Origin of the sequence: Pseudomonas sp. EA_35y_Pfl2_R111 (assembly GCF_963970955.1) — a bacterium.
Lineage (GTDB): Bacteria > Pseudomonadota > Gammaproteobacteria > Pseudomonadales > Pseudomonadaceae > Aquipseudomonas.
Genome location: NZ_CAXAOM010000003.1, coordinates 446,875 through 459,988 on the forward strand (window position 1 = coordinate 446,875; position 13,114 = coordinate 459,988).

Sequence of the window (13,114 nt, forward strand, 5' to 3'; positions counted from 1 at the left end):
GGCGATTTTGCAGGTTTGTTCGCGGAAGGTGATGTGTCTTTATTTTTGGAATTAATCCAGAAATCTGGATGTGCAGGGTCGCGTAATTCCAGAAATCTGGATTGGTGGTTCTCGTAGGAGCGGGCCATGCCCGCGATCTGGTGGACTTACTAACACCGCGGGCATGGGTTAGGCACCCCCGCCGCTCCTACAGGTAGCTACATCCGTGGGAGGGTTGGGCGGCATTCCGCTTTAGCCGTGATAACAGCGCCGTAGGGTGGAAATCGCTGTTAATTTCCACCGTTGCATTCACTGGGACAACCTATGGTGGATCAATAAAGCGTGATCCACCCTACGGCCACAGGTTGTGTGTGGTTGGCCTAGCTTTTGTAGGAGCGGACCATGCCCGCGATCTCTGGCGGGTTCAAAAGCATCGCGGGCATGGCCCGCTCCTACAGGGAATTGCGTTTGCTTTCGGCGACAGTGAGCCTGGCTTAGTCGTGCTTACCCAACCCATGCAGGGCCAACTTGGCATACAGCCCGGCGCGGGAAATGCCTAAGCGTTGTGCCGCCTGTTGGCGGTTGCCTGCAGTGGCGTGCAGGGCTTCGATCAGTGCCTGGCGTTCGGCCTGCGCCAGCTGTTCGGTCAGGGTTTGCGTCACGTTGGCGGCTGGTTGCGATACAAGGTTGTGCACTGCGGGTGTCACCGGATCAACCAGCAACGCCCGCACCGTCTGCGCATCCAGGCGACCGTCGACATCCAGTTGCGCGCGTTCCAGCAGGTTGCGCAGTTCGCGCACGTTGCCGCGCCAGGGCTGTGCGCTCAGCAGGACGAGGGCGTCGTCGCTCACTTCGAGCGGGGCCTGAGCGGAGCGATTGGCGATGTCGTCGAGCAGGTGCTCCAGCAGCGCCGGAATATCTTCACGGCGCTCGCGTAGCGGCGGCACGCGCAGGGCCAGGACGTTGAGGCGGTAGTAGAGATCGTCACGGAACTGCCCGGCAGCGACCTTGGCTTCCAGGTCGATATGCGTGGCGGCAATCACCCGCACATTCAGCGGTTTGACCTGGTTGGAGCCGAGCGGCTCGACCTCCTGCTCCTGCAATACGCGCAGCAGCTTGGCTTGCAGCGGTAGCGGCAGGTCGCCGATTTCATCGAGAAACAGCGTGCCGCCGTTAGCCACCTCGAACTTGCCGATACGCGCCTTGCGATCCGCGCCGGTAAAAGCGCCGGGCGCGGTGCCGAACAGCTCGGCCTCGACCAGGGTTTCCGGAATGGCCGCAACGTTGACCGCGACAAATGGCCCGTTGGCCCGTGGCGACAGGTTGTGGATGCCCTGGGCCAGCAGCTCCTTGCCGGTGCCGGTTTCGCCGCGCAGCAGCACCGTGGCGTCTAGTTGCGCGGCGCGGCGGGCCTGGCGTTTGACCTCGCTGGCCGCCGTGCTGGCGCCGATAAACCCGGCGATGGTGTAACGCGCGCGGCGCGCTTTGGCCAGTTCGTGTTGGGTGGCGACCAGTTGGCTTTGCAGTACGTTGAACTTGGCCATCAGCGGCTTGAGATGGCGAGCGCGGTCGAACAATACAAAGCCCAGCGCGCCGACCAGGGTGCCGTCCTCATCGCGCAGCGGAATGCGCGTGACTACAAAATGCTCGCTGCCGAAGGCCATCAGGTCGAGCATGCTCGGCTGGCCGCTTTCCACCACCTCGCGCAGGCGGCTGGCCGGCAGCACTTCTTCGATTTCTTTACCGAGCACGCTGCGTGGGTCGCTGATGCCGACCTTCTCGGCGTACTTGTCGTTGATCCAGACGATGCGTGCCTGGCGATTGACCGCGATGGTGCCCTCGCATTGCGCATTCAGATGGTCGAACAGCAGCGGCATGGCCACGGCGCGAAAACGCTCGGGCGAAACACCGATGATCAGGCCGTGTTGGTCGAGGTCGTCGCGGGCAATGGCCATGTGCGCAGTACATCCAGAATCAGGTGCGGCCGATTATGGGTGGCCCCGCGCGAAAGCGGCAAGGAACCGCTGGTGCGTATGCACGGTCGATCTTCTATACCCATCTCAAAGGAGAACCCCCGTGGACCTAGTTCGTGTTCTGATCGCCATCCTCTTGCCGCCGCTCGGCGTGTTTCTGCAAGTCGGCTTTGCCGGCGCCTTCTGGCTCAACATTCTGCTGACTCTGCTTGGCTACATCCCCGGCATCGTGCATGCGGTGTATATCATCGCCAAGCGTTGAGCTGCCGCGCTCTCCAGGCCTACGCAGCGTGCATCCACAGTCGCGCGGCCAAGGTTAAATCGTTGCTCCTGTCCAAGCGCTAGCTGCGCTTTTGCCCCGACGTGTGAGCGTCTTGCGGATCAAGGGGCGCTGCGCTCATAAGCGCCCAGGTCACACACAGCGACGCCGTCACCATCGCCATCTTGCGGGCGCGCTTGGCTGCGTTGGTCATGGCTGCTGCAGGAGCCGATTCCCCCATCCAGTGCTGGGCTGGCCGGGCGCAGAGCGTGAGTGCGGGTGGCGCCGCCGTTGTCGGCCAGCGGTTCGAGCAGGGTGGTGAGGGTTTGCTGGTTCTCGATATAGCGCTCGGCCGTGCAGTTGCCCGGGCCAGTGCCCAGCAGCATGCCGCTGGCGTGGTAACTGGCTCTGTCGCCCTGGTTGTTGCAATTGCTCCACTGGCTATCGTCCATCACCGCGATATTGCCGGCGATCAGGCTGTTGCGCAGCCGCAGTTTGGCGAAGTTGTACAGGCCCGGCCCCAGATTATCGGCGATGGTCACATGGATCAGCGTCGCCTGCGGCGTGCCGCTGAAGGGGGGGTAGGATTGGCCGTTACTGAAGACACCGCCCATCCGGGAGTGGAAGTCGTCGTTGCCGCTTAGGGTGCTGTTGCTCAGTTTGATCGAGCCGAGGTTGCTGATGGCCGAACCGCTGCCGCTGGCCAGATTGCCGGTGAAGGTGCTGCGGGCAACGTCGGCGATACCTTGGTTATACAGGCCGCCGCCCATGCCGGAATCATCGTCGTCGCTGGCGCTATTGCCGCTTATCGTGCTGTCCCGGATCAACAGGGTGCCAGCGTTGAAGATGCCGCCGCCCTTACCCAGAAAGGCCTCGCCGGCATTCGAGAGATTGGCGTGCACGACTGAGTAATGCAGGTTGAAAACCCCGAAGTTGGCGATGGCGCCGCCCGTACCCGGTTGGAACATGCCGGCGGAGCGATTGTTCTCGATACGCGCACGGCGCACGGTGGTGGTGCCGTGATTCTCGATGGCGCCGCCGAAAAAGCTGGCCCTGCCGTTGCGCAAGGTCAGGCGGTCGAGCTGCAGCTGCGCGCCAGGCAGGGTTTCAAAGTGCCGATCCAGCCCCGAGGCGTTAATGATGGTCTGCTCCGTTGCTGCGCCAAGTACTGTCAGGTTGCCCTGTATATCCAGATCGCCATTACGGTTTTCGTCCTCATCGAGGATTTCGCCGTCCTCGCCGGTCTGTGGCGGTAAGGTCAGGAAATAGGTCCCGGCGGGCAGCAGGATGCGGTTCGAACCGCCTTGGCGGTTGGCGGCCGCCACCGCGTCGCGCAATGAGCAGAGGGCGTCACACGTGCCGTCGTACTGATCGCTGGTGGTGGTAACGCGAAAGTCGCTGGCGTTTGCCGCAACGGGCACGATGCACAGGGACGCGGCGAACAGTGGGCCATACAGGCGGCTCGGGGCGGGGCAGGCTGGGCGCATATCGGTTCCTTTTCGGCGTGGGCCGAATCGTTATGGCGCGGACACAGCGCTGCTTCCGCAGACAGGGTGGTAGGCACGGTGCACCACCGATAAGTTGACCGCGGTTGTTGTGGCCGGTTCCGATTCGCCGCTGCGCCGCCTATCTGGATCGTTACATCGCACTCAGTCGTCTCGGCTTGCCCGGCAAAGGCCATTGGCATGGCGCAGGTAAGCAGATGCTGCCCTGCCTCGATAGAACCGGGATGATTGCGCCAGGTGGTCAGACTTTAGTTGTATTGCCCGTCTGGCCAAGGTGTGAGAGTTGAGGCACAGTGAGCCATCAAACCGCCACCTATGCAGCGCCGGCCATGTTTTTTCGACCGCGAACCAAAACGGGCAGTGACAGCAGCGCCGCTGTCGACGACCTACAGTACGTCGGCCAGCGCTCGTTGATCCGCATGATCTTTGCCACCACCGGGCTGACCCTTGGGGTGTTCTGCGCGCTGCAATTTATGGCCGGCAATTACCTGTTTGCCAGCTTCGAGCTGGTGGCCACCGGGGTTTTGCTGTGGGGCGCCTGGCGCATCGTCAGGGTGCGCAACCTGCTGCCCTGGATCTACCTCTACCTGCTGCCGACCTTCAGCTTTCTGCTGTACATCATCGTCATCCCCAACGCCTCGAAAACCGCCTTCGTCTGGGTCTATAGCATTCCGGTGCTGTCCTATTTGCTGCTCGGGCGTACACGCGGCAGCGTGCTGGCGCTGCCCTTCGTCATCGGTGCCTGCCTGCTGTACCTGTACAACTACCCGGTGCAGATGGATGCCGAAAGCCTGATCGATCTCGGCAATGCGGTGTTCTGCGGGGTGATGATTCTGGTCTTCGTCTACCTCTACGAAGCCCGCCGCGCCGCTGCCTACCAGCAGTTGCAGCATATGGCGCGCACCGATGCGCTGACCGGCGCGGCCAGTCGGGGCAGTTTTCAGCAGAGCCTGGAGCAGAGCATCCTCGAGGCGCAGCGCAGCCAGGCCAAACTGGTGCTGGTGGTGCTGGATATCGATCACTTTAAAGCGGTGAATGACCAGTACGGCCACGATGCCGGCGACCAGGCCCTGCGGCATATCTGCAACAGCCTCAACCAACGCCTGCGCGCCACCGACACCCTCGGCCGGCTGGGTGGCGAGGAGTTCGGCCTGCTGCTGCGCAATACCGATGGCCAGGGCGCCGAGCCGCTGGTGGAAACCCTGCGCGAGCAGCTCTGCAGCCAGCCGATGCGCTACGGCGAGCAGGACATTGCGCTCTCCGCCACCTTCGGCCTGGCCGAATGGCCCGTCGATGGCCGCACTGCCGATCAGCTTTACCGCTGCGCCGATCAGCGCCTGTATCGCGGCAAGGAACTGGGCCGCAACCGCCTGGTGGGTCGTGACCGTTCAATCGATAAACCCAACGGCGGCTAAGCACTGCCTGCGCCGCCCGTAACGCCCCTGTCGCGCCGTCTACACTCAACTCGGCTTATCGATAAAGCGCTGCGTTGGCGTGCCCTCGGGCGACCACCTTGGCGAAGTTATTGGTCACACAGGGACTTTCCATGACCGTACTTACCGCCTTTCTCAAGCAGGTTCTCAAGCTTTGGCATTCCCCCGACCTGGCCCTGATCAGCCAGCGCCGCGAGCGGCGCATGCGCATGCTCGCCAGCCTGGTACTGCTGCTGGTCGGCAGCCTATGGGGCATCTTCTTTAGCCTGCGCGGCGCGTGGGGCATCGTCGTCATGGATCTGCTGATGATTCTCTGCGGTCTTGGGATTTTTATTCTGACCCTGCGCAACCACGTCCGTTTGGCCAATCTGCTGCTGTTCGGCGTGATCATCCTGATCATCCTCGGCACCACCTTGCTGATGGACCCTCACACTGCAGCGGCCCCACGGGCCACTCACCTGTACCTGCTGCCAATTGCGGTTGCCGCGCTAATGGCGTTTCGCGATGAGCGCCTATGGCTGCGCTACGGCGTTGCCGCACTGTGCCTCGGTTTGTTTACCGTGCTGGCGTCCTCATCCTGGAGCCCCGTCAGCACCTACCACCTGCCGGATGATGTGCGGGTCACGGGCTCCTGGGTGCAGGGCGTGGCGGCCATGCTGATGCTGTTCGCCCTGCTGCATATCCTGCAGAGCGATGCCGCCGAGCGCTCGGTGCTTGACCGCGACCTGCACGCGGCGCTGCATGAGCAACAGTTTGTGCTGCACTACCAGCCGCAGTTGAACAGCATCGGCAAGGTGACCGGCGCCGAAGTGCTGATCCGCTGGCAACACCCACAACGCGGGCTGCTGCCGCCCGCCGAGTTTATCGACCATGCCGAAAAAACCGGGCTGATTATCCCCATGGGCCAGTGGGTGCTGGAGCAAGCCTTTACCCAGCTCCACGCCTGGAAGGACGACCCGCTCTACCGCGACATCAGCCTGGCGGTAAACATCAGCCAGAAGCAGTTTCGCCAGGCCAGCTTTGTTGCGGACATGCTCGGGCTGATCGAGACCTACGCCATCGACGCGCGGCGGCTTGAACTGGAGCTGACCGAGACCCTGATCGTTCACGACATCGACGACCTGATGGCCAAGATGGCTGTGCTGATCGAGCGTGGCGTGCGCTTCTCCCTGGATGATTTCGGCACCGGCTTCTCCTCCCTCAGCCACCTCAAACGCTTGCCCCTCAACACCCTGAAAATTGACCGCTCGTTTGTCAGCGATGTGCTCACCGATGCCAGCAGCCAGGCCATCGTGCGCACCGTTATCGCCATGGCGCAAAGCATGGGCATGACGGTAATTGCCGAAGGGGTGGAAACCCAGGCGCAGCAAGCGTTTTTACTGAGCAACGGCTGTAAGCAGTTTCAGGGCTACTTGTTCAGCAAACCACTGCCGCTGGCCGGCTTTACGGCGTTTGTCGAACGGCAGAATGGCTAGGCGGTTGCACGCGCTCTAGTCGCTGATCGATGCATAAACCGCTTGCCTGTCGCTCGCGCTGCTTTGTAGGAGCGGGCCATGCCCGCGATCACCGGCGCCCGAATTGCGCGCTGCTGCCCATAACCCGCCCCGCGCCACTCATCCACCCTATACAAGCGGCCTGGGTATAAAGCGACATTAAGCGAAGCGGTTTATGTGCCATCAACTTACTGGCATTTAACTGGCAATTAGGCAGTTATACGAAGCGGCGTTAAATAGTCTTGGTTTGTACAATCTCATATTGCTATGTAACCGTTCATCGGCCGTTGAAAAAATTCTTCAAACGTTTCCCTGGTTGCCGTTATCGGAATAAATACCCAGTGCAATAAGCATGGGAAAACTAGCGAAACGGTAGTTATACACATACAGGAGAACTGTCATGACTAAAGGTAATAACAACCCAGGTAACTTCGCCAACGATCGCCAGAAAGCCTCTGAAGCGGGCAAAAAAGGCGGCCAATCATCAGGTGGTAACGTTGCCAATGACCGGCAAAAAGCCCCGGAGTCAGGGCGCAAAGGCGGGCAGCAGAATCAGGGTGGCGGACGCCAGACTTAAGCCCCATTTCTGCAGCATTACCGACGCGCTTAAATCCAGAATGAGGAAGCCCCAATGCGTGCGGCACCTGAGTTCAACCGAGGCGAAATACAACACGTCAGTGTTGTAGAGATACAACCTGAAGCGATGTTGATGACGAACCGGAAAACAGCTGCTAGCGATCCCCGTGTTTATGTTCAGGGCTGTTGCGAACATAAAGAGGGCGCCGAATATGCTGAAGGTAAAGCCAGCGCGCCGCACATGCCGGCAATCTGTGAGAAAGCCGGTTAGTTGTAGCGAGCTGGCCATGCTTCCAACGTCTGGACGTAGAGTGATGTTGTGAGAGGCTGTGACGGTAAAAGTGGTGCTTTAATGGGTTACTACTTCATTTACCGTCGGCAGCCTCGCCATCATTACTTATTAAATAATTGGCTATTAAGTAATTCAAAGCTACTTAGGCTAAGCCCGGCCACTAAAAGCTATGCCCAAGGACGGTGGTAACGCTGTTAACGTCATGGCGGGTCGCGCCCACCTTGAGTGTTTGCCGAGGTGCCTTATGTCCTTACACGTCATCACCTTCACTGGCCCGATCAATGCGTCCACCTGCAGCCAGCTGATAGAAAAAGCCTCGGTGGCTGTTCAGCGCGAGGCGACAGGCTTGGTTCTGAATATCGCGACTATGGGCGGCGAGTGCAGTTATGGCTTCACCATGTACAACTACCTGATGGCCTTACCGATCCCGGTGCACACGCACAATTTAGGTACGGTCGAATCCATGGGCAATATCGTGTTCTTGGCCGGCGAGCAACGAACGGCCTGCCCGCACAGCAAATTTCTCTTCCATCCCTTCCACTGGCACTTGCAGGGCGCAGTCGATCATTCGCGCATGTCGGAATACGCCATGAGCCTGGATTACGACTTGCAGCTCTACGCGCGCATCGTCGCCGAGCGAACGGCGCATGCCAGCGAACTACTGGAAACGGAAAAGTACCTGACCGCCGCGCCCCGTATTGTCGACCCGGAGCAGGCCATCTTGTCCGGCCTTATTCACGCCATCGAATCGCCGCACATCAGCGCGGATGCCGTCAGCAGCTTTATCCACACCTAGGCTGAAATGCAGGTGTCAGTGCTGCTCAACCGCGCGGGTTGGGCAAGCGCCAACGCGATAAGCACGAGGGTTGCGCAGTGCGGCGGCGCTGGCGCTGCGCGTTACATACCCGCGCAATTGACCTGTCAGCGCGCGTACCGTTTGCCCGTAAACCTGAACTATCCGGCCGTGCTGCGCTCACCTTTTATACACAGCCAACGCGAGCCTGGCGGGTCTGCCGCCCGCAGCAATCACCGGCCAGGTACGCCCAGCGATGAGGACCGACCGTGAATGCAACCACGCACCCTACCTACCGAAGCAGGCCAGGCCCGCTGCACGCCACCCTGCTGGCCGGGACCGTTCCGCTGTTTCTCGGCGCCCTGCTGAGTGATATCGCCTACTTCCGCAGCTATCAGATCCAGTGGAGCAACTTCTCCTCCTGGCTAATAGCCGGTGCGCTGGTGTTTTGCGGTTTCGCGCTGCTGTTCGCCCTCGTCAATCTGCTGCGCGCGCGGCCTCGCTCCGGGCGGCCGCTGGTGTACTTTTTGCTGCTGCTGGCGACCTGGATACTGGGGTTTATCAATGCCCTTGAGCATGCCAAAGACGCCTGGGCCACCATGCCGGCCGGCCTGGTGCTATCGGTGATCGTCACGTTGCTGGCCTGCGTGGCGACCTGGATCGGCCTCAGCAACCTGCGTACAGGAGATGCCGCATGAACCGCACCCGCACAGCCTTAACGCTGACGCTGGCGTTGTTCCTCAGCGCATGTGATAGCGAGCAGCAGAACACCGCGCAACACTACGGAGCCGAGCCCAAACTGCCCGAACCGCAGCGGGGCCTGCTACCCAGCATGAAGATCGCCGAACCGCAGAAGTGGGGTGATCAGGTGCCAAGCGTGCCGGCAAACTTCAGCGTCACGGCCATCGCCACCGACCTGAAAATCCCCCGGCAAACCCTCGTGCTGCCCAACGGCGACATCCTGGTGGCGGAAGGCCGAGGCGGCAATGCCGCGAAGCTCAAACCCAAAGATGTGATTGCCGGCTACATCAAAGCCAAGGGCAACACCCCGGTCAAAGGCGGCGATCGCCTGACCCTGTTGCGCGACGCCGATGGCGACGGCCGTTATGAATTGCAGCAGGTGTTCGCCGACAACCTCAACGCGCCTTACGGCCTGGCCTTTTACGAGGGCAATCTGTACGTCGCCAATCAGGATGCATTGGTGCGTTTCGATTATCAGGACGGCCAGACCGAGGCCAGCGGCCCGCCAACCAAGGTCACCGACCTGCCGTCCGAGATCAACCACCACTGGACCAAGGCGCTGACGATCAGTCCCGACGGGCGCTTTCTGTATGTCGGCATCGGCTCCAACAGCAATATCACCGAGCGCGGCATGGAAGCCGAAGTCGACCGCGCCATGATCTGGCAGATCAATGCCGAAACAGGCGCCTACAAACCCTACGCAACCGGCCTGCGCAACCCCACGGCGCTGGCGATTCAGCCAGACACCGGGCAGTTGTGGACAGTGGTCAATGAGCGCGACGAACTGGGCGCAGACCTGGTGCCGGACTACCTCACCTCGGTACGCGAAGGTGGCTTCTACGGCTGGCCCTACAGCTACTGGGGGCAAAACGTTGACTCGCGCGTGCGCCCGCAAAAGCCGGAAAAGGTCGCCAGCGCGATAACCCCGGATTACGCCCTGGGCTCACACGTCGCCGCCCTCGGCCTGGACTTCTCCATCCCCGCCATGGGCGACAACTTTAGCGAAGGCGTATTTATCGGCGAGCACGGCAGCTGGAACCGCAAAACACCGGTCGGCTACAAAGTGATCTTTGTACCCTTCCGCGACGGCCAACCCTCAGGGCCACCGGTCGACTTCGCCACCGGCTTTCGCACCGAAGCAGGCAAAACCCGCGGTCGACCAGTAGGCGTAACCGTCGACCCGCGCGGCGCGCTGATTGTTGCTGATGATTTGGCTAATACGGTATGGCGGATAAGCCGGTCGGAGTGATTGGTTATGCAAGATGTTGTCGCGCAATCAGCCCCAAAAAGGGAACGATAGGTCCCTTTTTGGGACTTATCAGAATTCAATTAGTAGAGCAGGCTTGAACAGCCACGATCAATTCTCGGTGAAAATCGTGGCCTGTCCTCTATTACTAAGTAGCACGTCTTATGTGATTCTATGCTTCTGCACCCTATTTAAGAGGTACGAAGTCAAGCTCAATATGTCTAAGCAGTCTTTCTCGCTAAAGATTTTTGGGATTACAGAGTCTATGGGTGCATGATTAATTGGGTTTCTAAATCCTGCAATTAGACCTCTGGAAAGCTGGTCTTGCCCAAGTTGTAAATTTTTCCCCGTATCTGTGCTGGTATCAGCAACCATGATTACCGGGGTGGACCCACCAAATGCTTTTCCCGTTAAATCTGTTCCATCAAGTGTCAAATTGGCCGCTTTTCTAATGGATTCACAATATATTTTTATGCCCTGATCTGCTGCCTCTCCATACTGCTGATTTTCATAATATATGCGAATTCGCTCCCGGAGTGCTTCATTAAGGTGGCGCCAGTGTAAGTGTGGGTACTCTGGTATTAACTCGTGAAGTGCTTCGATGATGGGGGTGTATTTTGTTATTGAGTCCTCATTGGATAGGGCTTCAAGAATCCTCTCTGTTTGAGACTTTACATCTGCCGGCATGGTTGACATCCATTTGTCGGTGTCTATGCCGGTTTCTATTTTTAATGTTGTTCCTTTTTTCTCCTTTCTCTTGTCGCGCCAGCTTGTATTAACTTTTGAGATTATTTCGGATAGAAAGTTTCGAAATTCGGCCATTTCCTCGTTATCCCAATTAATCGATTGGCGATTAGTGGAGATTACGTCCTCTTCAAGCGTGTCAATAAAATCAGCTTTTATCCAACCAGTAAGGTACTGATAGAAATGGCTAGATGTACTGCTTGAGAAAAACTCCGGGGCGTTCACAAGTTTCCCTCTTGAGAAAATGGATATCCCGCGAAGCCCAGAGTTTGGTCTGATAGGTGTTTCAGCTGTGTATAAATTTCCTGCTATATCTTTGTAAATTGAATCCGCAGGGATAAAGTCGCGTATGTCCCATTCGAATTCTTTGTTGAAGTTTTTATATCTTCTTTCCTTGTCTATTACGGTCTGCTGATCGCCATTTTGAATCGATATCTTAAAAGTTTCGTCGACAATAAATATTTTTGATAGGCTGTCTGTAAGGCCTTCAATGTCGAAAGCAGATTGTCGTTTTAGTTTAGAAAGTTTGATGGTGGTGCCGTTGGGCTTATCGGTGTGTTCGTTGTCTATTTCTATGTTTGGTGAGTATTCACCCTCGGAGGTCATTAGGCTGTCCCAGTTCAAACTGAAACGATTTCGTAAGCCGTCTTTTATAGTGTCTATAGTGATGTGCTTTGACAGTCCAAAAAGAGCGAGCTTGCCCAGACCTTTTTTTCCTGTGGCTAACCTTTGAAATCGTGTTGTTGGTTTGTCGCCTTCCTGTTTGCGCCTATTTCGACCGATAACGAGAAACTTAGTCTGGATGTCTCCGCTGCTCATTCCATGCCCATCATCACTGACGCTAATTGATATTGGGCCTGTAGGGCTTTCTGATAGTTTTACTTTTACTTGTTCTGCGTCCGCATCATATGCATTGGAAACAAGCTCTGCTAGAGCGGGAGGAAGTGTGGAATACATTCTTACGCCAAGATGCTCAATTGTTCTTGGGTCAAATTTCATAACTAATTTTGACATGCTGCACTCCCTGCGTTGATCTGCTCTAAATGTTGCTTGTATTGCTTCGCATGTATGCTGATGAGTTGAGGGGGGAGAGCGTTTCCAATCATTAAAGCTGTAAAGTCCTTTCCCTTGCGCAATGAAAATTTATATTTTGGCGGGAAGGTTTGTAATAAAGCAGCTTCGCGAAGGGTAATTGCTCGATCTTGCTCTGGATGAATAAATCTGCCCTTTGATGGACTTGAACAGCCACCAGTTATTGTTGGTGATACATCGTTCCACGCCATCCGGCCATACACGTCTGTATAAGAACCTGGGCGCTTTATATGACATGGTAGCCATAGTTCTAAAGGTAAGTCTGCGCGGGAGCCTCCATCTTTTGGAATGCTTCTTATTATTCTGTTCACTTTTTCGCTGCGCGTAACTGGTAAGTCGTGCAGGATGTCTCCAGAGTCACCAGGGGGCGGGAGAAAATTTATTGTTTCTTTTACAGTTTTTCTATATTTCAGCTTTTGTGGCAGAGTGATTATTCCAAAGCGAGATGCCTGAAGAATCATTCTTTTTCTTCTCTGTGGAACTCCGTAATCTGCTGCGTCTAAGACTTTTACTGTGTCGTCATTAATAATGTACCCAAGCAGTTTTATGCTTTCTTTGAATATTTCAATACGATTGTCTTTGGCAAGGCCGGGGACATTCTCGATCATTATTGTCTTGGGGAGCATTACTTTTATAAAATCTAATACGCTGAAAATTAAATCATTCCTACTGTCATCTACAGATGCTGCACGGTTGCGTGTTTTGTGTGAGGAGAATCCTTGGCAAGGTGGGCAGCCCGCTAATAAATCAAGTTCGCCTGTCTCAAGCCCAAGTTCTGTCATGATAGTATTTGGGTTTAACTTAGATATGTCGCCTAAGAAAAGCTTTGATCTGCGATGGTTTAATTTATAGCTTTCTGCTGCTGTTTCATCTATTTCGAATCCGGCAAGAACGGAGAAGCCAGCCTTCTTGAGTCCTGTCGTGAGCCCACCAGCTCCGCAGAATAAATCTATTGCCGTTGGCTTGTTGTTTTTCATTTTAATTACTA

General features: G+C 57.0%; 12 protein-coding genes. 8 read left to right on the plus strand and 4 right to left on the minus strand.

All coding sequences use genetic code 11. The annotated features are described in order from the left end of the window. Positions 1-473: 473 nt before the first annotated feature. A complete protein-coding gene (locus AACY25_RS15045; protein ID WP_339525606.1) occupies positions 474-1,934 on the minus strand; it encodes a sigma-54 interaction domain-containing protein in 1,461 nt (486 codons plus the stop codon). Positions 1,935-2,055: 121 nt separating this feature from the next. Here AACY25_RS15045 and AACY25_RS15050 point away from each other — a divergent pair, with 121 nt between their 5' ends. Continuing rightward, positions 2,056-2,214, plus strand: a complete 159-nt coding sequence (locus AACY25_RS15050; RefSeq protein ID WP_339525608.1) for a YqaE/Pmp3 family membrane protein — start codon at positions 2,056-2,058, stop codon at positions 2,212-2,214. A gap of 119 nt (positions 2,215-2,333) precedes the next feature. Here AACY25_RS15050 and AACY25_RS15055 read toward each other — a convergent pair whose 3' ends face one another. Beyond that, complete coding sequence (locus AACY25_RS15055; RefSeq protein WP_339525609.1) at positions 2,334-3,698, minus strand: CSLREA domain-containing protein; 1,365 nt, start codon at positions 3,696-3,698, stop codon at positions 2,334-2,336. A gap of 311 nt (positions 3,699-4,009) precedes the next feature. On the opposite strand from AACY25_RS15055, the gene AACY25_RS15060 reads away from it, so the two are divergent. The 7 genes from AACY25_RS15060 to AACY25_RS15090 all read left to right on the plus strand — a co-directional run bounded on the left by AACY25_RS15060 (position 4,010) and on the right by AACY25_RS15090 (position 10,293). After that, positions 4,010-5,131, plus strand: coding sequence for a GGDEF domain-containing protein (locus AACY25_RS15060; RefSeq protein ID WP_339525611.1), 1,122 nt, complete (start codon positions 4,010-4,012; stop codon positions 5,129-5,131). 131 nt (positions 5,132-5,262) lie between these two features. Then, positions 5,263-6,624 carry a putative bifunctional diguanylate cyclase/phosphodiesterase gene (locus AACY25_RS15065; protein ID WP_339413008.1) on the plus strand — a complete coding sequence of 454 codons (1,362 nt, stop codon included), beginning with the start codon at positions 5,263-5,265 and terminating at the stop codon, positions 6,622-6,624. Positions 6,625-7,042: 418 nt separating this feature from the next. Continuing rightward, a complete protein-coding gene (locus AACY25_RS15070; protein WP_339413007.1) occupies positions 7,043-7,219 on the plus strand; it encodes a general stress protein in 177 nt (58 codons plus the stop codon). A 54-nt stretch (positions 7,220-7,273) separates the two neighbouring features. Continuing rightward, positions 7,274-7,489, plus strand: a complete 216-nt coding sequence (locus AACY25_RS15075) for a hypothetical protein (RefSeq protein ID WP_339413006.1) — start codon at positions 7,274-7,276, stop codon at positions 7,487-7,489. Positions 7,490-7,754: 265 nt separating this feature from the next. Continuing rightward, the gene (locus AACY25_RS15080) at positions 7,755-8,306 is read left to right on the plus strand and encodes an ATP-dependent Clp protease proteolytic subunit (protein ID WP_339413005.1); all 552 of its coding nucleotides are present in this window, start codon (positions 7,755-7,757) and stop codon (positions 8,304-8,306) included. Between the two features lie 266 nt (positions 8,307-8,572). Then, positions 8,573-9,001 (plus strand): DUF2231 domain-containing protein, encoded by a 429-nt coding sequence (locus AACY25_RS15085; RefSeq protein ID WP_339525613.1) that lies wholly within the window; start codon positions 8,573-8,575, stop codon positions 8,999-9,001. After that, entirely contained in the window at positions 8,998-10,293 is a 1,296-nt protein-coding gene (locus AACY25_RS15090; RefSeq protein ID WP_339525615.1) for a PQQ-dependent sugar dehydrogenase, read from the plus strand. Before AACY25_RS15085 ends, AACY25_RS15090 begins: the two co-directional genes overlap by 4 nt. Before the next feature lie 159 nt (positions 10,294-10,452). On the opposite strand, the gene AACY25_RS15095 is transcribed toward AACY25_RS15090, so the two are convergent. Both AACY25_RS15095 and AACY25_RS15100 read right to left on the minus strand, forming a co-directional pair. Further along, positions 10,453-12,048, minus strand: coding sequence for a TIGR02391 family protein (locus tag AACY25_RS15095; RefSeq protein ID WP_339525617.1), 1,596 nt, complete (start codon positions 12,046-12,048; stop codon positions 10,453-10,455). Then, on the minus strand, positions 12,036-13,103 hold the full coding sequence (locus tag AACY25_RS15100; RefSeq protein WP_339525619.1) for a DNA cytosine methyltransferase: 1,068 nt from the start codon (positions 13,101-13,103) through the stop codon (positions 12,036-12,038). The genes AACY25_RS15095 and AACY25_RS15100 overlap by 13 nt, the downstream gene beginning before the upstream one ends. Positions 13,104-13,114 lie beyond the last annotated feature (11 nt).

Excerpts from the sequence above, each read along its gene's own strand:
- AACY25_RS15045 (WP_339525606.1), bottom strand. The coding sequence starts at position 1,934 with ATGGCCATTGCCCGCGACGACCTCGACCAACACGGCCTGATCATCGGT.
- AACY25_RS15055 (WP_339525609.1), bottom strand. The coding sequence starts at position 3,698 with ATGCGCCCAGCCTGCCCCGCCCCGAGCCGCCTGTATGGCCCACTGTTC.
- AACY25_RS15065 (WP_339413008.1), top strand. The coding sequence starts at position 5,263 with ATGACCGTACTTACCGCCTTTCTCAAGCAGGTTCTCAAGCTTTGGCAT.
- AACY25_RS15070 (WP_339413007.1), top strand. The coding sequence starts at position 7,043 with ATGACTAAAGGTAATAACAACCCAGGTAACTTCGCCAACGATCGCCAG.
- AACY25_RS15075 (WP_339413006.1), top strand. The coding sequence starts at position 7,274 with ATGCGTGCGGCACCTGAGTTCAACCGAGGCGAAATACAACACGTCAGT.
- AACY25_RS15080 (WP_339413005.1), top strand. The coding sequence starts at position 7,755 with ATGTCCTTACACGTCATCACCTTCACTGGCCCGATCAATGCGTCCACC.
- AACY25_RS15090 (WP_339525615.1), top strand. The coding sequence starts at position 8,998 with ATGAACCGCACCCGCACAGCCTTAACGCTGACGCTGGCGTTGTTCCTC.
- AACY25_RS15095 (WP_339525617.1), bottom strand. The coding sequence starts at position 12,048 with ATGTCAAAATTAGTTATGAAATTTGACCCAAGAACAATTGAGCATCTT.
- AACY25_RS15100 (WP_339525619.1), bottom strand. The coding sequence starts at position 13,103 with ATGAAAAACAACAAGCCAACGGCAATAGATTTATTCTGCGGAGCTGGT.